This is a genomic window from Stenotrophomonas sp. YJH_SMC_79 (assembly GCF_059367995.1).
The window spans coordinates 85,965-112,491 of the sequence record NZ_JCAFRK010000004.1 but is presented as its reverse complement, the minus strand read 5'-3'; the positions used below and the strand labels follow the sequence as shown (position 1 = coordinate 112,491).

Annotated in this window: 25 protein-coding genes; 17 read left to right on the top strand and 8 right to left on the bottom strand. The window is 62.9% G+C overall.

Features of this window, described 5'->3' with window-relative positions; translation table 11 throughout:
* The first annotated feature begins 103 nt into the window (after positions 1–103).
* Positions 104–2,560, top strand: a complete 2,457-nt coding sequence (locus AC5P57_RS15850) for a TonB-dependent siderophore receptor (protein ID WP_262235111.1) — start codon at positions 104–106, stop codon at positions 2,558–2,560.
* 70 nt (positions 2,561–2,630) lie between these two features.
* Positions 2,631–4,496 carry a PepSY-associated TM helix domain-containing protein gene (locus AC5P57_RS15845; RefSeq protein WP_262235112.1) on the top strand — a complete coding sequence of 622 codons (1,866 nt, stop codon included), beginning with the start codon at positions 2,631–2,633 and terminating at the stop codon, positions 4,494–4,496.
* Between the two features lie 12 nt (positions 4,497–4,508).
* Here AC5P57_RS15845 and AC5P57_RS15840 read toward each other — a convergent pair whose 3' ends face one another.
* Positions 4,509–5,312 carry an endonuclease gene (locus AC5P57_RS15840; RefSeq protein ID WP_262235113.1) on the bottom strand — a complete coding sequence of 268 codons (804 nt, stop codon included), beginning with the start codon at positions 5,310–5,312 and terminating at the stop codon, positions 4,509–4,511.
* Between the two features lie 66 nt (positions 5,313–5,378).
* Here AC5P57_RS15840 and AC5P57_RS15835 point away from each other — a divergent pair, with 66 nt between their 5' ends.
* The 3 genes from AC5P57_RS15835 to AC5P57_RS15825 all read left to right on the top strand — a co-directional run bounded on the left by AC5P57_RS15835 (position 5,379) and on the right by AC5P57_RS15825 (position 7,885).
* Positions 5,379–5,888 (top strand): hypothetical protein, encoded by a 510-nt coding sequence (locus AC5P57_RS15835; RefSeq protein ID WP_262235114.1) that lies wholly within the window; start codon positions 5,379–5,381, stop codon positions 5,886–5,888.
* A gap of 167 nt (positions 5,889–6,055) precedes the next feature.
* Entirely contained in the window at positions 6,056–7,084 is a 1,029-nt protein-coding gene (locus AC5P57_RS15830; protein WP_495219663.1) for a tetratricopeptide repeat protein, read from the top strand.
* A 21-nt stretch (positions 7,085–7,105) separates the two neighbouring features.
* On the top strand, positions 7,106–7,885 hold the full coding sequence (locus AC5P57_RS15825) for a DUF2306 domain-containing protein (protein ID WP_495219662.1): 780 nt from the start codon (positions 7,106–7,108) through the stop codon (positions 7,883–7,885).
* Between the two features lie 47 nt (positions 7,886–7,932).
* Here AC5P57_RS15825 and AC5P57_RS15820 read toward each other — a convergent pair whose 3' ends face one another.
* The 3 genes from AC5P57_RS15820 to msuE are packed head-to-tail and all read right to left on the bottom strand — an operon-like array spanning position 7,933 to position 10,628.
* Positions 7,933–8,967 (bottom strand): methionine synthase, encoded by a 1,035-nt coding sequence (locus AC5P57_RS15820; RefSeq protein WP_262235117.1) that lies wholly within the window; start codon positions 8,965–8,967, stop codon positions 7,933–7,935.
* A gap of 39 nt (positions 8,968–9,006) precedes the next feature.
* Complete coding sequence (locus AC5P57_RS15815; protein WP_099552175.1) at positions 9,007–9,984, bottom strand: DUF1852 domain-containing protein; 978 nt, start codon at positions 9,982–9,984, stop codon at positions 9,007–9,009.
* A gap of 56 nt (positions 9,985–10,040) precedes the next feature.
* Positions 10,041–10,628, bottom strand: coding sequence for an FMN reductase (gene msuE / locus AC5P57_RS15810; RefSeq protein ID WP_099552176.1), 588 nt, complete (start codon positions 10,626–10,628; stop codon positions 10,041–10,043).
* Positions 10,629–10,703: 75 nt separating this feature from the next.
* Here msuE and AC5P57_RS15805 point away from each other — a divergent pair, with 75 nt between their 5' ends.
* Both AC5P57_RS15805 and AC5P57_RS15800 read left to right on the top strand, forming a co-directional pair.
* A complete protein-coding gene (locus tag AC5P57_RS15805) occupies positions 10,704–11,618 on the top strand; it encodes a LysR family transcriptional regulator (protein WP_099552177.1) in 915 nt (304 codons plus the stop codon).
* Complete coding sequence (locus AC5P57_RS15800; protein ID WP_262235118.1) at positions 11,618–12,487, top strand: methylenetetrahydrofolate reductase; 870 nt, start codon at positions 11,618–11,620, stop codon at positions 12,485–12,487. The genes AC5P57_RS15805 and AC5P57_RS15800 overlap by 1 nt, the downstream gene beginning before the upstream one ends.
* A gap of 56 nt (positions 12,488–12,543) precedes the next feature.
* On the opposite strand, the gene AC5P57_RS15795 is transcribed toward AC5P57_RS15800, so the two are convergent.
* Positions 12,544–12,795, bottom strand: a complete 252-nt coding sequence (locus AC5P57_RS15795; protein ID WP_049430784.1) for a hypothetical protein — start codon at positions 12,793–12,795, stop codon at positions 12,544–12,546.
* Between the two features lie 515 nt (positions 12,796–13,310).
* Between AC5P57_RS15795 and AC5P57_RS15790 the strand changes: the two genes are divergently transcribed.
* From AC5P57_RS15790 to AC5P57_RS15760, 7 genes are all read left to right on the top strand, one after another.
* The gene (locus tag AC5P57_RS15790; RefSeq protein ID WP_099552180.1) at positions 13,311–13,742 is read left to right on the top strand and encodes a BLUF domain-containing protein; all 432 of its coding nucleotides are present in this window, start codon (positions 13,311–13,313) and stop codon (positions 13,740–13,742) included.
* Between the two features lie 40 nt (positions 13,743–13,782).
* Positions 13,783–14,301, top strand: a complete 519-nt coding sequence (locus AC5P57_RS15785; protein ID WP_262235119.1) for a hypothetical protein — start codon at positions 13,783–13,785, stop codon at positions 14,299–14,301.
* Positions 14,302–14,445: 144 nt separating this feature from the next.
* Positions 14,446–17,082 (top strand): excinuclease ABC subunit UvrA, encoded by a 2,637-nt coding sequence (locus tag AC5P57_RS15780; protein WP_495219661.1) that lies wholly within the window; start codon positions 14,446–14,448, stop codon positions 17,080–17,082.
* Positions 17,083–17,217: 135 nt separating this feature from the next.
* Positions 17,218–17,787 (top strand): TetR/AcrR family transcriptional regulator, encoded by a 570-nt coding sequence (locus tag AC5P57_RS15775; protein ID WP_099552183.1) that lies wholly within the window; start codon positions 17,218–17,220, stop codon positions 17,785–17,787.
* A 61-nt stretch (positions 17,788–17,848) separates the two neighbouring features.
* Positions 17,849–18,325 (top strand): nuclear transport factor 2 family protein, encoded by a 477-nt coding sequence (locus AC5P57_RS15770; protein ID WP_262235121.1) that lies wholly within the window; start codon positions 17,849–17,851, stop codon positions 18,323–18,325.
* 140 nt (positions 18,326–18,465) lie between these two features.
* Positions 18,466–19,563, top strand: coding sequence for a hypothetical protein (locus AC5P57_RS15765; RefSeq protein WP_262235122.1), 1,098 nt, complete (start codon positions 18,466–18,468; stop codon positions 19,561–19,563).
* 36 nt (positions 19,564–19,599) lie between these two features.
* Positions 19,600–19,722 (top strand): hypothetical protein, encoded by a 123-nt coding sequence (locus AC5P57_RS15760; protein WP_262235123.1) that lies wholly within the window; start codon positions 19,600–19,602, stop codon positions 19,720–19,722.
* Between the two features lie 17 nt (positions 19,723–19,739).
* Here the strand turns inward: AC5P57_RS15760 and AC5P57_RS15755 are convergent, their stop codons facing one another.
* The 3 genes from AC5P57_RS15755 to AC5P57_RS15745 all read right to left on the bottom strand — a co-directional run bounded on the left by AC5P57_RS15755 (position 19,740) and on the right by AC5P57_RS15745 (position 21,780).
* Entirely contained in the window at positions 19,740–20,210 is a 471-nt protein-coding gene (locus AC5P57_RS15755; RefSeq protein WP_262235124.1) for a hypothetical protein, read from the bottom strand.
* Positions 20,211–20,567 carry a hypothetical protein gene (locus tag AC5P57_RS15750; protein ID WP_142805971.1) on the bottom strand — a complete coding sequence of 119 codons (357 nt, stop codon included), beginning with the start codon at positions 20,565–20,567 and terminating at the stop codon, positions 20,211–20,213.
* A 457-nt stretch (positions 20,568–21,024) separates the two neighbouring features.
* Positions 21,025–21,780, bottom strand: coding sequence for a tetratricopeptide repeat protein (locus AC5P57_RS15745; protein ID WP_262235125.1), 756 nt, complete (start codon positions 21,778–21,780; stop codon positions 21,025–21,027).
* 166 nt (positions 21,781–21,946) lie between these two features.
* On the opposite strand from AC5P57_RS15745, the gene AC5P57_RS15740 reads away from it, so the two are divergent.
* From AC5P57_RS15740 to AC5P57_RS15730, 3 genes are all read left to right on the top strand, one after another.
* Positions 21,947–22,663, top strand: a complete 717-nt coding sequence (locus AC5P57_RS15740) for a hypothetical protein (RefSeq protein ID WP_262235126.1) — start codon at positions 21,947–21,949, stop codon at positions 22,661–22,663.
* A gap of 246 nt (positions 22,664–22,909) precedes the next feature.
* Positions 22,910–23,638, top strand: a complete 729-nt coding sequence (locus AC5P57_RS15735) for a DUF4365 domain-containing protein (protein WP_262235127.1) — start codon at positions 22,910–22,912, stop codon at positions 23,636–23,638.
* 673 nt (positions 23,639–24,311) lie between these two features.
* On the top strand, positions 24,312–26,375 hold the full coding sequence (locus AC5P57_RS15730; RefSeq protein WP_262235128.1) for an AAA family ATPase: 2,064 nt from the start codon (positions 24,312–24,314) through the stop codon (positions 26,373–26,375).
* The last annotated feature ends 152 nt before the right edge of the window (positions 26,376–26,527 follow it).

The following is a 26,527-nucleotide window of genomic DNA, read 5'->3' as shown; positions in this document are numbered from 1 at the left end:
CGAGGAAAAATTCTTCCGGCGCGGGTTCCCACTCCACCGCCATTTTCCGTTTACCCCAGTGGGGCCAGTGGTGGCCAAGCATGATGGAGCGGTAATGGGGTACATGAAGATCAAGCGCGCACTTGTTGCCCGCGCGTTCTCTACGGGGGTACACGCCAAGCGGCTGCCGCTGCTGGCACTGTGCATTTCCAGCGCACTGGCGGCACCGGCCATCGCACAGGCCCAGCCGGCCGCGCGCATGCAGTTCAACATTCCGGCTCAATCGCTGGATGCCGCACTGCGCAGCTTCTCCGAGCAGTCCCGGCAGCAGGTGCTGTTCAGCGAATCAGCGGTGGCGGGCCGTCGCGCCCCGGCCTTGACCGGCAGCTACACGCCGCAGGAGGCACTGGCGCGTCTGCTGGAGGGTAGTGGGGTGCGTGTCAACGCCACCCGTCCGGGCGTGTTTACGCTGGCGCAGGAAGCAGCTGCACCTGCGCGCAGCAAAGACACCCAGACCACCCTGCAGACGGTGAACGTGACCGCCAATGCACCAAGCGACGGCTCCTACACGGCACGTGAGCTGAGTCTGGGCAAGCTGGGGCAGAGCATCCGCCAGACCCCGCAATCGGTCAGCGTGATTACCCGCCAGCAACTGGACGACCGCAACCTCACCACATTGGACGAAGCGCTGGCGCAGACCACGGGCGTGACCAAGACCGCCCGCAACTTCGGCAACCACAAGTTCTCGATCCGCAGCTTCACCGTGGACGACAGCAATTATCTGGTCGATGGCGTGGCCGGCATCGTCTATGCCCCCGTGGGTTGGCTGCCCATCGACACCGCCGTACTGGAGCGGGTTGAAGTGCTGCGCGGTGCCGGCGGCATGATGCTGGGCGCAGCCGACCCCAGCGGGGCGATCAACATGGTGCGCAAGCGCCCGCGCGACCAGGCCCATCTCGATCTGGCAGCAACCGTGGGCTCGTGGGACAACTATCGCCTCGAGGTCGATGGCGGCGGCCCGCTCAATGCCGCCGGCAGTGTGCGCGGCCGACTGGTTGCGGCCTACCAGGACCGTGGATACTTCCAGCAGGGCACCTCCTCGAAGGCACCGGTCGCCTATGGTGTGATCGACGCCGACCTGGGCGCGGACACAACGCTGACCTTCGGCCTGCGCCATCAGCAGAGTGACACTGACGGCTACTGGCTGTTCGGCCTGCCGCGCTACACCGACGGCGGCGCACTGGACATCAAGCGTTCCACCTCGCTCATCCAGGACTGGAACCGGCAGGAAGGCACCGTCGACGAAGCCTTCGCAGAGGCGGAGCACCGCTTCAACGAGCGCTGGAAGGCGCGCCTGTCGGTGAACCGCACCGAGTCCGACCTGGACCAGCGCGTTGCGGTTCCGCTCGGCGGGGTGGACCGCGCCACCGGCGTCGGTTCGCGCTTCTACGACATCTATTTCAACCGCTCGCGCGTGCGCAGCGATGGCATCGACCTGCACACCACCGGCAGTTTCGAAGCCTTTGGTCGCAGCCACGAGGTATTGCTGGGCGCGATGTGGGCGCGCCAGCGTACGCGGCAAAGCTCGGCGGACCTGGCCATCGACGTGCCGATCGATGTCTACGCACCGGACCACAGCGCCATTGCGCAGCCCCTCCAGCCAGCCTGGGACTGGGCGGAGAACGCCCGCGCACAGCAGAGCGGCGTGTACAGCAACCTGCGCCTGCAGCTGGCGGAGCCCCTGCACCTCACGCTGGGCGGCCGGCTGAGCTGGGTGAAGTACCAGTCCAGCGATGGCTTCAGCGGTGCCAGGAGCCGTGACTACGAACAGAAGCACGAATTCACTCCGTACGCCGGGCTTGTCTACGACCTGGGGCCGCAATGGTCGGTCTACGCCAGCTACGCCGATACCTTCCAGCCGCAGAGCTCGTATGTCACTTCCTCCGGCTCGGTGCTGGACCCGGCCATCGGCGCCAATTACGAGCTTGGTGTGAAGGGCGAATTGAACGATGGGCGCCTGAATCTTTCCGCTGCGGTGTTTTCCATCCGCAAGACCGGCAACGCCGTGGTGGACGAGTCCGACCCGGGCAGTTGCCGGGGCTCGCTGGCGTCTTCCGATTGCTACCGCAATGGCGGCAAGCTGCGCAGCAAGGGTTTTGAGCTGGAAGCCAGCGGCGAACTGGCACCGGGCTGGCAGTTGATGGCCGGCTATACCCACGTCACCAGCCGTGACGATGAGGGCGCGACCATCAGCGCCGAGACGCCCCGCCACCTGCTGCGCCTGTCGACGTCCTACCAGCTGCCCGGCAAGTGGAATGCGTTCTCCGTGGGCGGTGGCGTGTCGGCGCAGAGCAGCTACTCCTATCCGGCCTACGACGACCCGGACTGGCGTATGGGGGCGGCGGGGCGCGCCGTGTGGGACCTGCGTGCCGGCTATCGGATCAATCCGCGCTGGAGCGTTGGCCTCAACGTGGCCAACCTGTTCGATACGCGCTACTACGCCATGCTCAGCCAGATCCGCCGGGGCAACTTCTTTGGTGAACCCCGCAACGTGACGCTGACGCTGCGCGGCTCGCTGTGATCCTCCACAACCGGCAGGGCGACAGCGTGCCCGCCACGGCAACGGCATGAAGGCAGGTTTCCGCCAAAGCATGTCGTGGCTGCATACCTGGTGTGGCCTTGCCAGTGGCTGGCTGCTGTGCGCGATCTTCCTGACCGGCACGCTCAGCGTGTTCCGTGAGCCGATCACGCGCTGGATGGAGGCCGGTCCCGTACCGGCCTCCTCGCCAGCGATGGACGCGGGAGCGCAGGCGGCACGTGCGCAGCAATGGCTGGCCACCCACGCCGCCGATGCGCAGGCTTGGCAGATCCGCTGGCCTGCCCAGCAAGGGTGGCCGCTGGAACTGTCATGGGAGGAGGGCGACGGCATCGCGCACGAACGCTGGGTGGATGCCAGCACGGGCATGCCACAACCGCCACCTCGCCTACGGGAAACCGAGGGCGGGCGCCATTTCATGTCCTTCCACTACACCCTGCACGGTGGCATGGCCGGCTACTGGCTGGTCGGCTGGATCACGGCCTGCATGCTGCTGGCGCTGGTCTCCGGCGTAGTGGTGCACAAGCGCATCTTCAAGGATTTCTTCACCTTCCGCCCCGGCAAGGGCCAGCGCAGCTGGCTGGATGCGCACAACCTGAGCGCTGTGCTGACTCTGCCTTTCCTGTTCATGATCGGCTACACCGGGCTCGCATTCTTCTACAGCAGCTACCTGCCGTGGCCCGTGCATGCGACCTATGGCGATGCAGATGGCGCGTACGCGCGCTATGAAGCCGAACTGGCGCCCGCACAGCCGGTTCCGCCCGCCATCCTGGTTTCCACCGCACGACTGCCGGACCTGCCGCAATTGCTGGCGCGCGCGCAGGCCATCAGCGGGCAATCGCCGGCACAGATCATCATCCAGACGCCCGGCACCGTGCACAGCGTGGTGGAAGTGGTGGGTCGCAAACAGGTGGAAGGCGCGGAGAGGCGCCTGCTGACCGAGGCCAGTCGGATCACGTTCGATGCTGCCAGCGGCACACTGCTGCAACAGCACGCGTCGCACCCGCATGGCGTGGGTGCCGCGCAGGTGCACGAGAGCATCGAAGCACTGCACAAAGCGGATTTCGGCGGTTGGCCGATGAAGTGGCTGTACTTCATCAGTGGCCTGCTGGGCACGGCGATGATCGCGATCGGTACGCTGCTGTTCTCGATCAAGCGGCGCAAGCGCAGCGAGCATGAGTTCGGTGCGCCTACGGCGGGCATCTACCGATGGATGGAAGCGTTCAATGTGGTGTCGTTGGCCGGCATCGCGCTGGCCAGCATTGTCTACTTCCATGCCAATCGCCTGCTGCCGTTGGCAATGACTGACCGTAGCGGTTGGGAGATACGCATATTCCTGCTGGCCTGGGCGGTCTCGTTGCTGCATGCCTTGTGGCGCCCGCCACGCCAGGCATGGATCGAGCAGCTGTGGCTGGCCGCGGTGCTGTGCCTGGCGCTGCCGCTGGTGAATCTGGCCACCACCGGCCAGCATCTGGTGATGTACCTGCAGCGGGGTGCGTGGCAGCAGGCCGGCGTGGAGCTCACCGCACTGGCATTCGGCCTGGTGTTGGCACGAATGGCGGTGATGCTGCAGCGGCGTTGGCCGCAGGTGCAGGAGGCGCCACGCAGCGCCAAGCCTGTAGAAGGGCGGGGCGCCGGCTATCGCTGGCAGGTGGCCGGTCGCGTGCTGGCCGCTTCGGCCGGCGGCTACGCGTTCACCGCGGCAACCGCCACCGCAGTGGCCTTGGGGCTGCCTGCGCTGACAGATGTGCGGCCGGCGGTCTCCGTGTTGGCCAGCTCGCTGCTGGGGTTCGTGCTGCTGGTGGCGGTGGCCGTGGGCGTATTCAGTGCCCGCAGCATGGGCAGGGCGTGGCTGGCGTTGGCCGTGGGTGGCAGCTTCATGGCGTTGTGCGTAGCGTTGCTGCGGTCCGGTTCAATGTGACCCGTCACGCCACTAGAGAGCGATGACCTTCACCGACGCACCGACCAGTGGCCTTGCAAGCACGCTGTAGCCATCACGATCAAAACCGACTGCTGGCGTATCGAGCCTTCGTGCTGCCGCGATCGTTGGCGCTGAGCCCAGGTACGTCCAGTTACGCACCACATGGATCTGCCACATGTCCGCCGAGCGCTCTTCGATGCCAATCGCACCTGCGTAGGGCCATGCCCGCCGGTGGTAGCCCACCAGGCCACTTCGCAGGCGTTCGTCATGTGCCAAAGCCGGTTCGCTGCCGTTGCAGACGCCCGCGCAGCGCCTGAGCAGGTGGCGGAAGCAGGGCGCCCCGGCGCGCACCGATTCGATCCCCAGCCGCCCGTAGCAGAGCTGGTGCTCGTCCGCCAGGCGCTGCAGTGCGGCGATGGCGGCATGACGGCCGGGGAACAGTCCATGGGCCTGAGCAGGATCGGCGCCGTGGACATCCTCGATGCGGACCCCGTCAGCCGCCAGCACGATCGTGCACAGTCGCTTGTTGCGGCGAAGCTTCCTGTTGAACAGCGGCTTGGCCTGCTTGATCAGCCGCGCTTCCAGCAGCTGCGCCCCGATGTCACCGGCGGTACGGATGCAGGAAAACCCGTCGGTCCTGCCGACAAGCCGTTGTTCGTCCGGCGCCCGAAGGTGGTCCAGCACCCGTCGCCGGATGTCCACGCTCTTGCCGATGTACAGCGCGGCTCCCGCCTCATCGTGGAAGGTGTATACCCCAGGCAACCGGGGCAGCGATGCGGCCTTGGACACGAGATCGCGATGGAGGACGTTGCGCATGGAAGACATCGGGCAGCAGGGTAGCGCGTCCAGGCAGCGGACAGCCGGCGCCTTCTTGAACGATTCATGGTCGATGATCGCGTTGCCATCGCAATCTCAATCCGTGCGACAGCCGATCGTATTCTTCCGGCCATGGATTCCCGCCTTGAGATCGCAGGTTCAATGTCCGTCCCCCGGCATTCCGGCTGGGTGCAGAGCGGCGAACGTTGGGACCTGTGGTGGAATGGGCGCTCCGTAGCGAACATCGTGCCGCATGCAGTGCTTGGCTTCCGGGTGTGCCTGGACGCACGCAGGACGCCCAAGGCGAAGATCGTTGCAGCAGCGAATGCACGGCAGGCCAAGCGCTACGCCGAGCGCTGGTGCGCTGCACGACTCTGCCCGCAGCTGCGGCTGCGCGATGCGGTGGCGAGGGTGGTGGGTGCCACACTCGAAGCGGGCAGATCGTCACCAGTACAGTCGCGGCAGCAACGGCAGCAGGCCCGTCGGTTGGCCGAGGCCGGAGCCGGGGAAGTGGCACGGATCAAGAAGGTCCTGGCGCTGCGAAAGGCAGTACCAGCACCTATAATCGCGCCCTGAGCATCGATCGCCACCCTCGATGCTCGGGGTTCCGGGGGATGCCGTGACCACGCGCGTAGGAATATTTTCCGTTGCGGAAGCCCGGAAAGGTGCAGCGCGCATGGCGATAGTGAGCGGCAAAGCCTGAGTTTGATTTGCACGCGGTATTTTTCTGGAATTGATGAAGAGTGAAGAAGTTCATGGAAGATTCGCTTGGAGCCCGGGTTCGCACAGTTCTGTGCACGGGCCTGTTTGTTTTCGCCTGCAGCGCCCACGCGCTTGGCAATGACGAAGCGGCCTCGTTGAAGAGCGTGCTGGCAGCAGCCGAGACCGGCAGCGCAGATGCCGAGAATGATCTTGGAGATCGCTACAACCAAGGCAACGGTGTGGTCAGGAACCCGGTGACGGCGGTTGAGTGGTATCGCAAGGCTGCTGAGCAGGGCCATGCATCTGCCCAATCCTCCCTTGCCGTGATGTATCTGAATGGAACCGGGGTTCCCAAGGATCTCGCGCAAGCACTGTTCTGGGTGCGCAAGGCGGCGGAGCAAGGCAACGGTCTTGCACAGTCCGACCTGGGGATGATGTACCTGGAGGGATTGGGCGTGTCAAAGGATGATGCGCAGGGCCTCTTCTGGATCCGCAGGTCGGCCGAAGGAGGAGCTTCCGCGGGGCAGTACAACCTTGGCAGCCTGTATGAGCGCGGCAGCGCGGGCCTCACCAAAGACCGGGCCGAGGCCATGCGCTGGTACACCAAGGCGGCCGTCCAGGATCTGAAGGGAATTCTGGTCAGCGATGCTCGCCAGAAGCTGTGCTCGAGTGGCAAGGAGGGCCAGGTGTGGTGTGACCAGATCGAACCCCCGCCGAGGTTCAACTCGGTTGAGGAACTGATGGCAGCTGCCAAAAGTGGCGACGCCGAGGTCCAGGCCGTGCTCGCGACCATGTATGCCGATGGTATCGGCGTGCCGAAGGACGATATCCAATCAGCCGCCTGGTTCCGCAAGGCGGCAATGGCGGGCTACGCGCCCGCCCAGTTCGAACTCGGGAACCTGTATGCCAGCGGGCAGGGCGTGCCCAAGGACAGGGATGAGCAGATCTACTGGTACTGCGAGGCTGTCGCACAGGGACATGACGGGGCGTTTACCAATCTCCAGATAATGAGCGCCCTCGAACTGTTCGATCCGAAGGACTGCCCGGAGCGCCGTGCACGCAGGCGATGATGGTTCCACGGCGGCTGGAGCATGTTTCGTCACCCCAAGCCGCCTCTCGTCGCAACCCATTTGCAGCTGACCTGGAAGCAGCACGAAAGTGAGCGGGAGAAGGGGCGCACTCCTCCTTCAGGTCCGGCACTTTCCAGGGGGAAAGCAGTGCATCTGGCAAATATCGCAATTCATGTGACAGCAGGCTCCATCGCCTTGGCTGTAGGCTTCCTCATCCTGTTCAGGGAGAAGGGCACCACCGCGCACAAGCGCCTCGGAACGGCCTTCATCTGGCTCACCCTGGTGGTCTGTGCGACGGCCGCTGCCGGCACGATCTTCTTCCGGTTCATTCCCGCATTTGCCGTCCTGAGCCTGCTCGTGCCTTACCAGCTGCTGGGGGGCTGGCGCGTGGCACGAGCGCAGGGTGCCGGGCCGTCGCTGGTCGACGCAGCCGCGCTGCTGGCAGCTGTGTCTGTTGCGCTGCCCCTTTCTATCGAGGTACTGGATCGCCCGGGCCGCCTGACGACAGTGGACTACTCCGCCGTTGCGGCACTGTGGTTGATCCTCGTGTATGACGCCGTCAAATGGATCTTTCCCCGGCGCTGGCATCACTCGCTCTGGCAGTTCGAGCATGCCTACAAGATGACAGCCTCCGTATTCGCCATGCTTTCTGCATTGACTGGCAACGTCGTCCGCGTTGGGCAGCGCTGGTCACAGATGCTGCCTTCGGTGATCGGCCTGGTCGTGATCGCATACTTCTTTCTGCGGCTGGCGCGGAAAAGAGGCCGCTCGGCCGCCATCCAGGGCGGGGCTGATGCGTGAGCCCCGGATGCAGTTTGGGGGACGCCAGCGCAATCCCCCGTCGATGATCACGCCGAAAGCTCCTCACGCACGATCTTCGCCCCGGCGCTGAGCGCGCGCAGCTTGCCGCGCGCCACTTCGCGCGCCAGCGGTGCCATGCCGCAGTTGGTGCTCGGGTAGAGCTTGTCGGCATCCACGAACTGCAGCGCCTTGCGCAGCGTGTTGGCCACGTCTTCCGGCGTCTCCACCGTATTGGAGGCCACGTCGATGGCGCCCACCATCACCTTTTTGCCGCGCACCAGTTCGATCAGGTCGATCGGCACGTGCGAGTTCTGGCATTCCAGCGAGATGATGTCGATGCTGGAGGTCTGCAGCTTGGGGAACGACTCTTCATACTGGCGCCATTCCGAGCCCAGAGTCTGCTTCCAGTCGGTGTTGGCCTTGATGCCGTAGCCGTAGCAGATGTGCACGGCCGTCTGGCACTTCAGGCCTTCGACGGCCCTCTCCAGCGCAGCCACGCCCCAGTCGTTCACTTCGTCGAAGAACACATTGAAGGCGGGCTCGTCGAACTGGATGATGTCCACGCCGGCGGCCTCCAGCTCCTTTGCCTCTTCGTTGAGGATCTTCGCGAACTCCCAGGCCAGCTTCTCGCGGCTCTTGTAGTGCGCATCGTACAGCGTGTCGATCATGGTCATCGGGCCGGGCAGGGCCCACTTGATGGGTTGTGCGGTCTGGCGGCGCAGGAACTTCGCATCTTCCACGAACACCGGTTTCGGGCGGCTGACCGCGCCAACCACGGTCGGCACGCTTGCATCGTAGCGGTTGCGGATGCGCACCGTTTCGCGCTTCTCGAAATCGACACCGTTGAGGTGCTCGATGAAGGTGGTAACGAAATGCTGCCGGGTCTGTTCGCCGTCGCTGACGATATCGATGCCGGCGTGCTGCTGTTCCTGCAGGGACAGGCGCAGTGCATCCTGCTTGCCTTCAATCAGGCCGTCGTCCTGCAGCTTCCAGGGTGACCAGAGCTTCTCGGGCTCGGCCAGCCAGGATGGCTTGGGCAGGCTGCCTGCGGTGGAGGTGGGAAGCAGTTTCTTCGTCGACATTGCGTCTTGTTTCCTGGGGGCGAATGGGGAATCGATGGATCAGCGGGCAGCCCACTGCTCAAGCACGGCGCGGTACGGCTTGATGAAGTGTTCTTCGGTGAACCTGCCCTGTTTGACCGCCAATTGGCTGCGCTCTTCGCGGTCGTAGACGATGCGGGTGGAGGAGTAGTCCTGGTGCTTCAGGCTGGGCTGGTAGACCTTGCCTGCCACGGAGTTGGCGTTGTAGATCTCCGGGCGGTAGATCTTCTGGAAGGCCTCCATCGTGCTGATGGTGCCGATCAGTTCCAGGTTCGAATAGTCGCCCAGCAGGTCGCCCTGGAAATAGAACGCCAGCGGTGCGACGCTGCCCGGCGGCATGAAGTAGCGCACCTGCAGGCCCATCTTGTCGAAGTACTGGTCAGTGGGAGAGAACTCGCCCTGGCGATACTCCACGCCCAGGATCGGGTGGTGGTTCTCGGTGCGGTGGTAGGTCTTGCTGCTGGATACGCTGATGCAGATCACCGGCCCCTTGCTGAAGTTGGCACGGTAGGCATCAGACTCCAGGAAATGCTTGAACAGCTTGCCATGCAGGTCGCCGAAGCCGTCCGGAATGCCAAAGGTGGCCTTGCCTTCGTTGCTGGCCGGCAGCACCACGCTGAAATCGTAGTCGCGTACGTAGGACGAGAAATTGTTGCCGACGATGCCTTCGGTACGGGCACCGGTGCGGGTGTCGACGATGGTCGGGCGCAGCACCTCGATCAGCGGGAACGGATCGCTGCCATCGCCGCCGTCGATGTGCATCTCCACCGAGATGATGTCCAGCTCGACCGCATAGCGATCCGCACTCGGGTTGTCCCAGTGCGCCAGATCATTGAAGCGGTTGTTGATCATGCTGATCGTGTTGCGCAGGTTCTCCTGCCGGGATGCACCACGCGCCAGGTTGGCGAAATTGGTGGTGATGCGCGTGCCATCGGCGGGCTGGTAGTCCTCGTTGAAGGGGATGCGCGTGATGCTGAAGGTGAAGGTGTCGGTCGTCATGGGCGGCGTTCCGTATTGCGGGGTGACATCCGGATGCGGGCGAAGGCATCCGGCATTCAGAATGCTGCGGCGGCCTCGAGGGCGGCAGCGCGATGGCGGGGCAGGGCTAGCAGCGGCAAGGCCCGCCTCACCGCCAGCCGTGCCCGCTCGATCAGGGCATCGTTGTGCACGCAGCCGTCGGCGAAATCGCGGTCGGTGGCGTAGACGCCCAACGGCAGGGTGCGTGCCTGGAAGAAGCTGAAGAGCGGGCGCAGCTGATGGTCGATCACCAGCGAATGGCGCTCGCTGCCACCGGTGGCGGCCAGCAGGATGGGGGTGTCGACCAGTGCGTCCTGGTGGATGAAGTCGAAGAAATGCTTGAACAGCCCTGTATACGACCCGCGATAGACTGGCGTGCTCACCACCAGCACATCAGCCTGCTCGACGGCAGCCAACTGGCGTTCCACGATGTCGGGCAGCTGCGAACGCCAGAGCGCGCCCGCCAGCTGCGGGGCCAGTTCGCCCAGCTCGACCAGGTGCTGCTCGCTATGGATGTCCTCGCCGATCAGGCCCAGCAGATGCTCGGCCAGGGTGGCGGCCCTCGAGGGGCGCTGCAATCCGCCGGAAACGGCGACGATTCGAAGGGGGCGGGTAGGTGAAAGCATGACCCGATGCTAGCCACGCCCTTCCATGACGTAAAATGGTATTACTTCACCAATCCATGAGCGGGATTCATCATCATGCTGGAGCGGATCCACCTCAGTATCGTGCAGCAGGTCGAGCAGCAAGGCTCGCTCACCGCTGCCGCCGGCGTACTCAACCTGACCCAGTCGGCCCTGAGTCACAGCATGAAGAAGCTGGAGCAGCAGCTGGGCACCGACGTCTGGCTGCGCGAAGGCCGCAGCCTGCGGCTGACCCAGGCCGGGCAGTACCTGCTGGCGGTGGCCAACCGGGTGCTGCCACAGCTGGACCTGGCCGAGGAACGACTGGGCCAGTTCGCACAGGGCGAGCGAGGCGCACTGCGCATCGGCATGGAGTGCCATCCCTGCTACCAGTGGCTGCTGAAGATCGTCTCGCCGTACCTGGCCGCCTGGCCGGATGTGGACGTGGACGTCAAGCAGAAGTTCCAGTTCGGCGGCATTGGCGCGCTGTTCGGGTACGAGATCGACCTGCTGGTCACCCCGGACCCGCTGCTGAAGCCGGGCCTGAAGTTCATTCCCGTATTCGACTACGAACAGGTGCTGGTGGTGGCCAGCAACCACGCCCTGGCCAAGGTCGACCATGTAAAGCCGCGCCAGCTCGGCCAGGAAGTACTGATCAGCTACCCGGTGCCGTTCGAGCGCCTGGACATCTACAACCAGTTCCTGCTGCCGGCCGGCATCACCCCACGCCGGCACAAGGCCATTGAAACCACCGACATCATGATGCAGATGGTGGCCAGCGGCCGCGGCGTGGCGGCCATGCCACGCTGGCTGGTGGAGGAGTATGCCGCCCGCATGGATGTGGTGCCCGTTCGCCTGGGTGCGAAGGGCATTCCCAAGCAGATCTACCTGGGTGCGCGCGAGGCCGATACCGGTATCGACTACCTGCAGGCTTTCATCGAACTGGCGCGGAACAGCACGCCGCTGGCCAGCAATGCGCGCGGGGGCACGTAATGTCCGCACCTTCGTCGCTGCGGACGCGGGCCTTTCTTGATGCCTTTTCGCTGGAGGTGAGCGCCAAAGCCATGCCGGCACTGCGCACGGAGGCTGCCCGCATTCCACGCGGCACGACAATCTCCATTCCCTGGCTGGCCAGCGAGGACGACGACGCACGACTGGCTGCGGCGCGCAGGGTGCGCGAACTGGGCTTCGAGCCGATGCCGCATCTCTCGGCCCGCCGCATCGGGTCGCGTGCGGTGGTTGAACGGTTCCTGCAGCGCGCCGCCAACGAGGCCGGTGTCGCCCAGTGCTTGGTGATCGCCGGAGATCTGGCCACGCCCGCCGGCCCATTTGCTGATAGCGCTTCGATCATCCAGACCGGGCTTCTGGAGAAGGCCGGCATCAAGGCCGTCGCCATCGGTGGTCACCCCGAGGGCCATCCGGTCATGGGCAGTGTCGAGTGCTGGCAGGTGCTGGAACACAAGTGCCAGGCCATCGTAGCGCGCGGCATGGCGCCGATGATCATCACGCAGTTCGCCTTCGATGCCGACATCGTTCTGGCCTGGTTGGACGCGCTGCGCGCCCGTGGCATCGACGTTCCGGTGCTGGTCGGTGTGCCGGGTCCGGCAAGCATCGCGCGGTTGGCACGCTACGCCGCAATGTGCGGGGTGGGTGCCAGTGCATCGATGCTGGCAAGATACGGTATCTCGATCGGGCGGCTGCTCGGAACCGCAGGGCCGGAAGTATTCGTGGACCACTTGGTGAGCGGTTTGACTGACGCCCATGGCTTGGTCAGCCCGCACTTCTTTCCGTTCGGTGGTATTGCCCAATCACTGGACTGGATCAAACGGCACCGGCCGCAGGCATCGGCAGTCGGCGGCTGATGGCCCATCGATGACGGCTACCGGGCAGCGCATGTGGCTGCCCGGTCCCGTCCCGGTCAGCCCTGGCGGTGTCGTATCTCGGACGGGCAACTGATCAGGCCGGCATTGCTGATGGCCTGGCGCGTACCGCACGCGCGGCATGCAAGCACGGTTCCGCCTCTCACATGCTCCATCTCCTGCTCACCCCAGACGCTGGTTGCGCCGCACGCCGTGCAGGTTGCTTCGATCTGCAGGGCCCGGGCCAGGTCGCCCTCCGCACCCGGTCTGTAGGTAAGGTCGGTGATCTTGAATATGCCGGTATGACTCATTGGAACGCCGTTGTGGGTCTACTACGGGAAGATATCGATGCAGAGGTGTCGGGCGCGTTGGCGCGGTGTCGAGAAGTGGTGCGGGTCAGTTCATGGGTCACTACGCAACGTGAATTCCTCCAGCCGTGCACGGCTGACGGACTGGTGGTTGCCACACCCCGGGCAGCTGAGCGAAGCAGCGCCGTTGAGGTCGACAAGCCCATGATCAGGAATGGCCCGGAATTGCCTTGAGCATTTCAGGCAGGAGCAATCAATCCGGGTGACCTGCAGCAGGGTGCCATCCTCACGCGCCACTCCTTCGACGCTTACTACATAGAACTGTCCGATGTCTCGCATGAAGATGAACAATGCCCTGAACGTGTGGGGCGCCCATCATGCCGCCTGACGTGCCGTAAGGCTCACCCATCGACCCTCCGTATTCTGAAGGGTTAAGAATCAGGATCAGGGGGCAGGCTTGTACCGGGTGCTAGAGTGTGAACAGGTGCCGATGTGGCGCCACATTCAAGGCGAAATTCATGCCCATTCGGGCCGTTGTATATGCAAGTCAAGCAGTAGAGGGCCTTACGATTGATCGCCTGGAGGCGCTCGTGGCCGATGCCGCGAGGTTCAACAAGGTGGCGGGCGTGACGGGCGTGCTGCTGCACGACGGCACGCGATTCGTGCAGTACTTCGAAGGGCCGGAAGATGGAGTGGCCAGCGTCTATGAGCGCGTGCTGCAATCGTCCAGCCATACCGATGTCGTGGAGCTGGCGCGAGGGCGCGTCTCCACCCGGCAGTTTCCCTATTGGTCGATGCACCAGCTTCCTGCCGATCAGCTTCTGGTCGGCAGACTTGCCAGGGCCGACTGGTCACGCTTCAAGAGAAGCCAGCCCGAGGAGATCGCGGGCTCCGCGTGGGGAATCGATGTGCTTGCCGCGGCGGTAGCGCCCTACGTGCACGCCGCTTAGTTTCCGCTTCGGCCACCACTTCATCGAGGGGTGCAGTGACATGAAGGTTCTCATCGCGCTCATCGCTGCACTACTGGCTGCGGGCCCGGCGCTTGCCGACTCCCCGCTGCCGCCGCCGGAGAGGTTCACGGCATGCTCCCCCACGCGGAATCTCTGTGCTGATTCCGATCCGGCGCTCAATTCAACGCGGGTAACGCCCCAGGCATCGGGGCGGGATGCCTGGCTGATACCCGGATGGCATCGCTGGCTGTTCCCGTCGGACGATGGGGAATCGGTCGTGGTCGGCTACGAGGGCATGAACCTGGTTCCGGCTGACGTGGCGCTGAGCGAGCCGGTGCTGCATTTCTACAATCGTGGCCGCTTGGTTCGCACCATCACCCTGGGTCAACTGTATCGCCGCACATCGCAGCTTCGGCGTACCGTCTCGCACTTCGCCTGGGTGAGCACCATCGGCTTCAATCGCTCCAACCAGCTCGTGGTCGAGCTGGTCAATGGAGAGAAGGTGGCGTTCGCCTCCAGGACTGGCGCCCGCGAGCCGGTTCGGCCGGATAGCCACTGACAGTCCATTATTGGTGTTCGTACTGGTGTTCGGGAATCACGCATTGCGTGACCGCGCCATCACCCACATTCACCCCGCAGCAGCGAGAATGCACCATTGGGCGCGCTCCGACGCACGCCGTTCACTGCCCGCAGGATCGCGAAGATGTCCACCCCCCCCTTTGGTGAATCGTCATGCGCTGCCGCCGCAAGCGGTTGCGTTGAGGTCCGCGGCGCGCGCGAGCACAACCTCAAGAATGTCGATGTCTCCATTCCGCGCAACGCACTGGTGGTGTTCTCCGGGGTATCGGGCTCGGGCAAGTCCTCGCTGGCTTTCGGTACCGTCTTCGCAGAGGCGCAGCGGCGCTACTTCGAGTCCGTTGCGCCGTATGCCAGGCGCCTGATCGACCAGGCGGGCGTGCCCGATGTGGACGCCATCGATGGCCTGCCGCCGGCGGTAGCCCTGCAGCAGCAACGCGGCGCCAGCAACGCGCGCTCATCGGTGGGCAGCGTGACCACCCTGTCCAGCCTGGTGCGCATGATGTATTCGCGCGCAGGCGCCTACCCGGCCAACCAGCCCATGCTGTACGCCGAGGACTTCTCGCCCAATACGCCACAGGGCGCGTGCAGCACGTGCCATGGCCTTGGGCATGTCTACGAAGTGACCGAAGCGTTGATGGTGCCGGACCCGTCCCTGAGCATCCGCGAGCGTGCCATCGCCTCGTGGCCACCGGCATGGCATGGCCAGAACCTGCGCGACATCCTGGTCACGCTGGGCTACGACATCGATGTGCCGTGGAAGAAGCTTCCGAAGAAGGACCGCGACTGGATCCTGTTCACCGAGGAAGCACCCAGCGTCCCGGTCTATGCCGGTTTCACCCCCGCCGAGACGCGCGCCGCCCTCAAGCGGAAGCAGGAACCCAGCTACATGGGCACCTATACCGGCGCGCGTCGCTACGTGCTGCACACCTTTGCCAACACGCAGAGCGCGCTGATGCGCAAGCGCGTTTCGCGCTACATGGAAGGCAGGCTGTGCCCGGCCTGCCACGGGAAACGCCTGAAGCCTGAGGCACTCTCGGTCACCTTCGCGGGCGTGGATATCGGCGAGTTCATGCGGCTGCCCCTGGATCAGCTGGCGGCGCTGCTGGAGCCCATCGCGCAGGGAGATTTCGGTGGCGCTCGCACCAGCAGGAGTGCGACACCCCGCGATCGCGCCCGTCGGGCGGCGAGTGGCCAGGCGACCCACGAGGGTGCTCCCGACGTGCGCCTGACCTCGGCCTTGTCCGAAGAGAAGCGCCTGGCGGCACAACGATTGGCCGGCGGGGTCATGGCGCGTGTACGCCAGTTACGTGACCTGGGCCTCGGCTATCTCTCACTGGATCGCGCCACGCCCACGCTGTCGGCCGGCGAACTGCAGCGCCTGCGGCTGGCCACGCAGCTCAGCTCCTTGCTGTTTGGTGTGTTGTACGTGCTCGACGAACCCTCGGCCGGCCTGCATCCGGCCGACAGCCAGGCGCTGTACGACGCATTGGAGCGGCTGCGCGACGGCGGCAACTCGGTGTTCGTTGTTGAACACGATCTGGAGCTGATGCGCCGCGCGCAGTGGTTGGTGGATGTGGGCCCGCAGGCGGGGGAACACGGCGGCCGCGTGCTCTACAGTGGCGAGCCCGACGGCCTGCGCCACGTCCAGGACTCGCGTACGGCCCTGTATCTGTTCGACCAGGTACCTGCACCTGCCAACCGGCAACGCAGCGCCGGCAACTGGCTGGAACTGCAGGGCATCCACCGGCACAACCTGCAGGGTGTGGACGCACAGGTACCGCTGGGATTGCTGACGGCAGTGACCGGCATTTCCGGCTCGGGCAAGTCCAGCCTGATGGCACAGGCGTTGCCGGAGTTGATGCTGCTGCACCTCGGGCACGAGCCGGTGGACGAGGGGGCGGACGCCGAGCCCAACGATGGACCGAGCGTGATCGAAGCAACACGAGGCCGCTTGGCCGGCGATGTGGATGCCATTCAACGCGTGGTGCAGGTGGATCAGAAGCCCATCGGCCGCACGCCACGCTCCAACCTGGCCACGTACACCGGCCTGTTCGATCACGTGCGCAAGCTGTTCGCCGCAACACCGGCCGCGCGCCGCCGCCGTTTCGACGCAGGCCGTTTCTCGTTCAACATGGCCAAGGGCCGATGCGAAACCTGCGAAGGCGAAGGGTTTGTCAGCGTCGAACTGCTGTTCATGCCCAGCGTCTATGCGCCATGCCCCACCTGCCATGGCGCCCGCTACAACGAAGCCACGCTGAAGGTGTTGTGGAACGGCCGCAACATCGCCGAGGTCCTGCAGATGACGGTTGACCAGGCGCACGCGTTCTTCGCCGAAGAAGACGCCATTGCCCGCCCGCTGCAGTTGCTGCAGGAAATCGGCCTGGGCTACCTGAGGCTGGGCCAGCCGGCCACCGAGCTTTCAGGTGGTGAGGCCCAGCGCATCAAGCTGGCCACCGAGCTGCAGCGCAGCCAGCGCGGGCGCACGCTGTACGTGCTGGACGAGCCCACCACCGGCCTGCATGCATCCGATGCGGACCGGCTGCTGGTGCAGCTGCAGCGGCTGGTGGACGCGGGCAATACCGTGGTGATGATCGAGCACGACATGCGCGCGGTCGCACAGGCGGACTGGGTGATTGATGTAGGCCCCGGAGCTGGCGGGGCAGGGGGCACCATCGTCGCGAAGGGAACGCCGCAGCAGGTTGCGCGGACCAAAGGCAGCAGGACGGCGCCGTTCCTTGCGCGCGAGCTGGCTTCCCTGTAGAGCCGGGCCATGCTCGGCTATCGATGTGGGTATCGGTCAGGCCGTGGGGCGCCCCTGGGTACACAATCAGCCTGGCGCACTTGATCAGCTTCGCCGCCCATTGACAGGGTAGAACGCTCGTTCTACCTTTGCGTCGTGAACACAACCACCACCGAAACCCAGCAGAAGATCCTGGCCACGGCCGAGGCGCTGATCTACCAGAACGGGATCCACGCCACCGGTATGGACCTGTTGGTGAAGACCTCCGGCGTTGCCCGGAAGAGCATCTACCGGCACTTTGAAAACAAGGACCAGGTGGCCGCTGCGGCATTGAACGCGCGCGACGTGCGCTGGTTGGACTGGTTCCAGCAGGAGTGTGACAAGGCCGACAGCCCCGAAGCACGCGTCCTCGGCATGTTCACCGTGCTCAAGGGCTGGTTCCAGTCCGAGGGCTATCGCGGCTGCGCCTTCATCAATACCGCCGGCGAGGTAGGCGACCCCGACGATCCGATTCGCCACATCGCAAAACACCACAAGCAGAAGCTGCTGGATTACACGCTGGGACTCACCACGCAACTGGATATCAAGCAGCCGGACGCACTGGCGCGGCAGCTGCTGGTTCTCATGGAAGGCGCCATCACCATCTCGCGCGTGATGGGCGACTACAACGCCGCAGACACCGCCAGGGATGTTGCAGAAGTGTTGTTGGAGCAGGCCAGGCGCTGACGCCTGAGTCATCAGAATCCGTCGAAGTACCCCGTTCATCCATTTGATTGGAGGCCCCACCGTGTCCACTGAAGCACCCCGTCCGCCGCTGCCGCCGTTCACTCGTGAATCGGCCATCGAGAAGGTTCGCCTTGCCGAAGATGGCTGGAACTCCCGCGATGCCGACAAGGTCGCACTGGCCTATTCGCTCGACACCCGCTGGCGCAACCGCGCCGAGTTCACCCATGGCCGCGAGGAAGCCCGGCAATTCCTGGCCCGCAAATGGAAGAAGGAACTGGACTACCGTTTGATCAAGGAACTGTGGGCATTCACCGACAACCGTATTGCCGTGCGCTACGCCTATGAGTGGCATGACGACTCCGGCAACTGGTTCCGTTCCTATGGAAACGAGAACTGGGAATTCGGAGCGGATGGGTTGATGGAGCATCGGTTCTCGAGCATCAACGACATGCCGATCAAGGAAAGCGAGCGCAGGTTCCATTGGCCACTGGGGCGTCGCCCGGATGATCATCCGGGGCTGTCTGATCTGGGTATGTGAGCACGGCCGGCCGACGTTCGCTTCACCCTCCATTGCGTAACCTGTACGCCGCAGCACGTCATGCCTCACGTTGAGGTATGACGTGCACCAAGGCTGAAATCGAGTACTTTCACTCGCAGAACAGGAGGCAGGGCGCGACCGTGAGGGCAGTTCCCATCATCATCGCAGCAGCACTGGCCGCACCCTCGCTTGATGCGCGCGCGGCCAGCGAAGACCGCAATACAGCGCCTCATTTCGATCTCGGCGGTGCCGTTCGATTCAACTATGGTTGGCTCGATTACGGGCCCACCAGCCGCCTGCAGCTGGAGCTGCTTCGCGCCGACATCAACGCCGGCAGCGGGCCTTTCTCCTTCTCCGCGCAATACCGGTGGTACGACGGCTTCGATGCCATCCATCACGCCTACGCAGGCTGGCAATTCACCGACGCCACGCAGCTGAAGGCCGGCATCCAGCAGGTGCCCTTCGGGCTGCTGCCCACGGTCTCGCAGAGTTTCTGGTTCGGGTCCGGCTACTACCTGGGCATCGAGGACGACTACGACCCGGGCGTGGTAGTGATCCACCAGGCCGGCAAGACCACCTGGCACCTCGGTTGGTTCTCCGGTGACGAATACGGAACCGGGGCCCGTTACGACCGCTATTCCTTCGATGTGGCACAGACCGATGCGTTGCCGTATCGCGAACGGCAGCGGTTCAATGTACGCGTCGAGCAATCGCACGACTGGGCAGGAGGCGAACTGCAGGTCGGCGCGTCGGCCTTCGCCGGCAAGGTGCAGAACACCCGCAGCCGCCGCCATCACGGCCATCAGGCCGCCGCCGTGCACGCGCAGTGGAAGCGCGTTGGCTGGACCACCCAGCTGCAATGGGCGCGCTATCGCTACACCGTGCCCGGCGAGCGCATCGCATTGTCGGCGTTCCAGGCCCCGTTTGAAATCGCGGCCGAGGCCGATGTACCCAGTGCCAACGTTGCCTATTCCTTTGGCCCGCGCGGCTGGATGGACGACCTGACCTGCTACAACAACCTCAGCATGACGCGCCCGGTGGGGCACAGCAGCGGGGTGCGCGACTCCTGGCAGAACGTTACCGGCTGCAGCCTGCGGAAGGGCGTGATGCTCACCTATGTCGACTGGATTGCCGGCCGCAATATGTGGTTTGCCGGCGGTGATGGCATCGGCATCAACAATGGCGGCCCGTCGCGCTGGTATTCACGGCTGAACCTCAATATCGGGTTCTATTTCTGAAAGCTGCTGCGCGTCGGCTACGATGCTACGGCCGGTATGGTGCTGCTGTACCTGTTGGGCTGGATGCTGATCAGCATGCGCACACGCATGAACACTTACGTGGCCTTGCTGGAAGGCTCCATCCAGGAACCGGAGCAGTCGCAACCCGCGCCGCTGTAGGGTCGAGCCATGCTCGACTACTGCGGGCCGCATCGCGCCCCATCAGGCACCTTGCCGGCGAGAATCTGCAGCACCCGATCCATAAGAACAGGCTCCGGTACACCAACCAGCACCTGCTCCAGATAATCCAATGGCTCCAGCTGCCATTGGAGGATTGCCCGCATCTGAAGAACTGCGGGCGCACGCTGCATGGCATCCAGTGAGACCTGCAACAGCACATGCTGGGGCCGCCGCTCCAGCCACAGCACGGGAACGCCTCTGCAATGAATCTGGAACGAGGCGTCTTCATGCTGTTCCACGAACTGGAAGCCCTGTCGTGGCCGAGACTCCACGAATTGCATCACCTGGCGGCGCAGATGTGAGATTCGATCGTCGTTGATGCTTTGGAACCCGATAGGAGATGGCAGTGGCGGCGACAGCCACCGCGTCTGTGCCGCAACCACCGCCACGAGGCACAGCAGCGTGGCCGCCCAGCAGTACCGCGCCACTCAGTCGTCCGGCCGTACCCGTGTGCTGGCGTGCGCCACGAGGCCCAGCCCCGCCATGATCAGGCCCTCCATGACGCGGGGCCCGACGTACTGCTCCAGTTCGCCGTTTTCGCGGGCGCGCTGTGCGGCCAACAGGATCTCCAATACCACGCGAAGGCCGGCCAGCGAGCAATCGGTGTCGGCCAGAGCGAGACGTCGGCCAGGCATCTGATGGCGCTCTGGCCAGGGCTGACCATCCGAGGCGGCGCCCGAGCCGATGCTGTGCAGCAGGGCGATGAGCGTGTTCGGATCCAGCGCGGGGCTGTTGGCGGGCGCGTCGTGGATCGGGTGCGGGGCAGGGGAGTGGGGCTGGGTCATGGCTGGGCTCCTTGCGGGCAGGCAGAAGCCGCCACCGATAAAGGTGGCGGACGGTGCGAGGTTCGAAACCCGGTGTGCAATCAGACCGGCGGGCGCAAGGCCCCCACGCACCGCCCGCCATAGCCGGCTGACGGATTGCCAGCCGGCACCGCGCGAGGTGGTGCCGACTGGCAAGCGCTTTTTACGATTGCACAACCGGGGTTTCGAAGCCCGGCCACCTGTTCGAGGTGGCACAGCAAGGAATACGCCCGGTTGTGCGCGATGCCAATGCAGTAGGGCTGATGCCGTCACCACTTTCAACATTTTCAGAATCGTTGCATACCGCGTAATGAGGCTGGAGCCTTGCGTTGCAATGCTATCGGCGATGCCAGTGGTGCAGGCCTACGGACTGTCGGCATCCGCCCGGCGAGACCATTAGCGAGGCGGATGCGACAGGATTGCCAAAGGCCGTCAGGCGTCAGTAGCCCTTCAACGCGGCCTTGGTCCGTTCCAGCCATGCGGCATTGTGGCCGCGCGCGTGCCGGGACCAGTGTTGGGCATCGTCGATGATGCTGGCGAACAGGCTGCGAGCCTGCTCGCGGTCGGCGGGCTGCGGCTGTGCCATCAGCCATTCGGCGTACAGGCAGCGAGCAGCTGCATCATTTCCGCACTCCACGGCTCGCTCGAACGCGGCGCGAGTGCCGGGCGCTTGCGCGGCCGCCAGTGCCTGCGCGTAAAGCAGGGCCTGTTCCGGCTTGCGGCGCACATCCGGGTGGCGGGCGAACAACTCGTCCAGCGTTTCCGCCGCAAGCGCGGGCTGCCCGGAATCGAGGCGGGCGCGGGCGAGGCCGCTCAGGATGTAGGGATCGTCGCCCAGCGGTGAGCTGGCCGCCTGCTCCAGCAAGGTTCTGGCTTCCTCGGCCTGGCCGGCATCCAGCAGCGTCATGCCCAGGCGAACCCGATTCTGCACGGTGGGCGTGCGCGCCAGTTCGGCGCGAGCGTTGCGCAGGTCCTGGCCCGGGTCCATGAGCTGCTTGGCGGAACGGACGACCTGCCGGGCGCCGCGCGAGTGGCGGACTTCCGGAAAGTAGATCGCCAGGAAGTAGACGACGCTGCCGAGCAGCGGGAACGAGAAGAGCAGGATGAGCCAGTAGAGGCTCTGGCCCGAGCGGATGGCGTGCACCGCGAAGTAGATGGCTGCCAGTACGTGGAGTCCGATTCCGATATAGGGCATGTGCGCCGCCTCCGTCCTTGTGGGGGTGGAACTATAGTGGGGTAGGGATGGGGCGCCAATGGGTTGGGGCAGCTGGGTGTGACGCGTCACGTTAATAGGGTGAGTTCCGCAGGACGGAACGCTGCATGCCACTATGTGGCGGGGCTGCATTGATGGAAGGGGATACATGGAACGTACACAGAAGACGCTAACGATGGCCGATGTTGCTGGCTGGGGTTCGGCGCTGGTCACCTTCGGTTTGGTTCAAGGCGCCTTCTATTTGAAGGCGTATTGGGGACACTTCGGCCTGGATCCCTTTCAGTTTGTCGCCGTAAGCGAGCTTGCGCTGGCAGGGCTTGCGGGGATCGGCATGGTGCTGTTCTTCATACTGATTGCGCTGCTGTTTGGAGGGTGGGTCGAAGGGAAGGTGACAGCGAGGCCGCCCCAAGCCAATCTGCTGATGTGGCTGACCCTTGCTCTTTGTCTTGTTGGAATGGGCGCCTTGCTTTGGTGGTCCAATGCCTGGCCCGTTTTGATAGGTGTGGCGCTGACGGGCATATGTGCAATGGCAGTACGCCTGTCCCCAGTGCTGCCAGCCGCCGTGAAGGACTCGCCGCGGCTGGTCTATGCGCTCGTGATGATTGTCTATGTCCCGATCTCGTCAAACTGGCTTGGCTTCGAACGCGCCAAGGCGATTACTTCCGGCAGCAGCAAGTACACGGTCAATGTGACTATTGATGAGAAGGTGCAAGGCAGCCTGAGTCTGGTGGGGCGCCTGGGTGATAGCTATGTGCTTTGGGATCCGGCGCAGAGGACTGCAGTTCTTGTGCCTGTGGGCGACGTGAGAAGGCTGGTGATTGCGCAAAAAAACGTTTTGCCTGCCAAGTCAGTCCAGTCGCGATAAGGGATGTTTATCCGGGGGCAGGGGAGGGCACGTGCCGTCCCGTCGCGCGCATCTGAACCTCTACTGGAGCGGAGAGCTTGCAGTAGTGGCAGATCTCTCTCCTGGCTGGTTCGCTGGCTTGTACGCCGTGCCCGATAGCCCTAAGATCTAGCTGTATTAAGGGGATGGCCCACCATGCGGTGAGCTATGGATGAATCGAATAACCGGACCCAAGCATCCGGCTATCAGGTAGTCAGGTCTACTTACATGGCAAAGCAGTACCCAAAGAGGTCAATCAGTGGCGACGCTGGCGAGCATTTCGCGGCGTACAAGTTTACACAAACCCTAAAGTGGCCTTGTCGACTTCAAAGCGTCGATTTAGGCATCGACGCAGAATTGGAGATTTGTGACCAGCAATTCTCCGCGACAGGAAACGTGGTCAAACTTCAAATAAAGTCCTTTCAAGAGTTGTCAGGATCACAGCGTCACGATGTCTACGTTGATGACTCAGATATCGACTATTGGCAGCGATTCTCAGTCCCAACCATAATCGTCTGCGTCGACCTGAAGAACGAGAAAGTGTACTGGAAGCCGATCAGCGCGACAGAAGCCTACGCGACAGGTGGGGCGTCTAGAAAAATCACATTCAATTTGTCTGAGGATGAATTGAAGCCTGAAGCAACGAGCAAGATTTCCTCTTTAGCATCACCAGATCACTTCAAAGATATTTTAGATTTGATCACTGAGGCGGAATCCATCTACAAAAGACAAGTTGCTTCGGATGTGTTCGCCATTTCTGGCGATGAATTGGATGAAATACACAAAGTTAACGACACCTTTGAATCCATTGTTTCAAGAATAGAGGAAATTCGTCGCCATTACCCTTGGCGCATCAGCGAATTCTCTTCAAAAAAAATCGAGCGAATGAAAAGTGAGATGTACCGTTACTGGAACCATGCTGAGATTAGTTGGAGAAATGGCGTCAATGGCATGTAGGTCTAGCGATTGGTCAAGCCGGACTCGTTATGCAAGTCGGCGCAATCCAGAGTTGAACACCCGCTACTGGCGGTAGCGGCGGCCGGAGGGGCGGTGGATTAGGAAGATTTATCGGGGGTACGCTATTTGGTTGATTTTGGAGATTCCGACGGCAAGTGTCTAAGACAGCCGCTGAAGAAGCTCCGCTCCGAACGAGCGTCGGCTAGCTCGTACTGAGTAGCCAAACCCGCCAAGAGTCTGCTATAAGCCAGCTACAAGCAAGCGTATGCTGGCCCCAAATGCAGCCGCATCATGGCCTGGCGCACCTTGAGCTGGGGCATGAGTACGGCATGCAGCAGGCCGCACACGGCTCTTTCCGCCAACACAGGAGGTGTTGTATGGCTCTGTACAAGCACGGGAACCGTTTGACTCAGTCGCAGGATGCGGCCTTCGATGCAATGCATGCACCGGGCATAGACGCCCCACATCCAGGAATATACCGTTGCACATCCTGTGGAGACGAGATTGCCATTGCTGGTGGGCACACACTTCCTCCTCAGAACCATCGGCAACACAATCCTGCCAACGGTCAGATCAGGTGGCAACTTTTGGTTTATCCAGTGCAACAGCGCTAGTCGCAAAGCTGCCGTGAACGCCGGCCCTAGCGCCAAGGCAGACCTGCTGGAAGAGCGGGGTGAAACTGATTTTTGCTGGCCAACACTTAAAGACGGCAGCATCCACTTTCAATCCAACACGCCGGCCTTCCGATCAGCTCAAACAATGTGGGCTCCATCCGATGAAGCTTGTCTCCGCTCAAATCACCAACTTCCGTTCCGTAGACGACAGCGGAAGTTTCGAGATCCATGACGTCACGTGTTTAGTTGGCAAGAACGAGGCAGGCAAGAGCGCCGTTCTGATGGCTCTTGCAGCATTGAACCCTCATCCGGCCACCCCTGCGACGCTCGACAAGGAGCGTGACTATCCTCGGCGCCACTTGGTCTCCTATGACGAGCGGCACGGCGGCCGAGCCGCTACCGCGATCCAGACAACTTGGGAGCTCAGTGAGAATGAAATTCTTGCGATCGAAGGCGAACTCTGCAAGGGCATCCTAAGCTCCAACCAGGTCCGCATTAGTCGGGCGTACGGCGAGGAAGTGTCAGTTGATCCGTCTATCGAATTCAGGACGGGGCTAAATTGGATCTACAACAAATTCAACCTCGATGAGGCCGACAGGGAACGGGTTGAAAAAGCCGATACCAGCACTAGTCTGGCTGCGCTTATCGATGGTCTAGATGACCGCAGCGAGGCACTCGTTGAGCTTCGCAATCACCTGTCTTCAATCGCGTCCTTCTCGGCACTGATAAAAACACGGATCAAAAGCTTTTTGCCACGATTCATGTATTTCTCAGCCTATGACACGATGTCCGGTGCGATCCAGATCGAGCAAACGTTACAGCTACGCGATAGCGGGCAGCTTCAAAAGGACGATTACCGAGGCGATCAGCTATTCGTAGAGTTCTTGGACTTCGCCGGAGTTTCACTTAGTGAGATAACTGGAGTGAAGACGTATGAAACTTTCAACGCCAAACTTCAGGCCGCGTCCAACAACATCACGGATCAAGTCATGGAGTATTGGACGCAAAACCCTGATCTTGTAGTCGATGTGGACATATCCCCGGCCCGCCCCGGCGATCGCCCGCCATTTAATACGGGCACCGTGGCTCGGGCGCGCATCTACAACCAATTGCACCGGGTGGATACACCGTTCTCGGAGCGGAGTGCTGGCTTCGTCTGGTTCTTTTCGTTCTTGGTCAAGTTCGCGCAGGTCAAAAATGACGAGCGCCCCGTCGTACTTCTACTGGATGAGCCAGGTCTGACGCTACATGGCAAGGCCCAGGCAGACCTGCTGCGCTTCTTCGGTGAAAAGCTCTCACCCCACCATCAAGTCATCTACACGACACATTCTCCTTTCATGGTCCCAGCCAACGACTTAGCATCGGTGCTGGTCGTCGAGGACCAGGTCGCAGAGCGGCCCCGACGCACGCCACTGGGGACCAAGGTGCGCGCGGACGTATTAAGTCGAGATGCTGATACGCTATTCCCGTTACAGGGGGCACTAGGTTACGAGATCACCCAAAGTCTATTCGTCGGAAAGAACACCCTTCTCGTCGAGGGCCCGAGCGACATCCTCTACATCCAAGCCTTCAGCGAAGCACTGCGTAAACGCGGGCGACAGGGCTTGGATCCGCGCTGGATAGTTTGTCCGGCCGGAGGCATCGACAAGATCCGCCCGTTCGCATCACTATTTGCTGGGAACCAGCTCAACATTGCAGTACTGTCCGATCAGGCGCACGGGGACAGGAAGAAGATCGAGGAGCTCAAGCGTGCTCAGATCTTAAAGGCGGGGCAATTCTATACAGTAGCCGACCTGCTGGATCGTCCGGAAGCCGACATCGAGGACTTGTTCGATCCAGAGGTGTTCGCCAACATCCTCAACGATACGTACGGACTGCAGGGGGAACTCCGCCTCGATCCGCTTAAACTCGAGGCTGCTGCACCCGAAACTACGAGACTAGTTAAGCGAGCCGAGAATGCATTCAAGCTCATGCCGAAGGAGGTGGCGGAGTTCGATCATTTTGCGCCTGCTGCGTGGCTGCTGCGTAACCCCAAGGTGCTCGATGGAAAGTCCGCTGCCGTAACTCGGACGCTTGATCATGCCGAAAAGGTACTCAAGGTATTCAACGACCTGCTCCAATGATCCGCCGTCGCACTGAGTACGTTCGCACTCTGGTTTCATTTCCATGGCGCTTGCACACTTGGCCGGCGCCAGTTGTCCAGCACCCTCCGCACGCGTCTGGGGCGTTTGAGATTTCCTGAATCTATAGATGGCCCAAGCGCAATCGCGCCCTG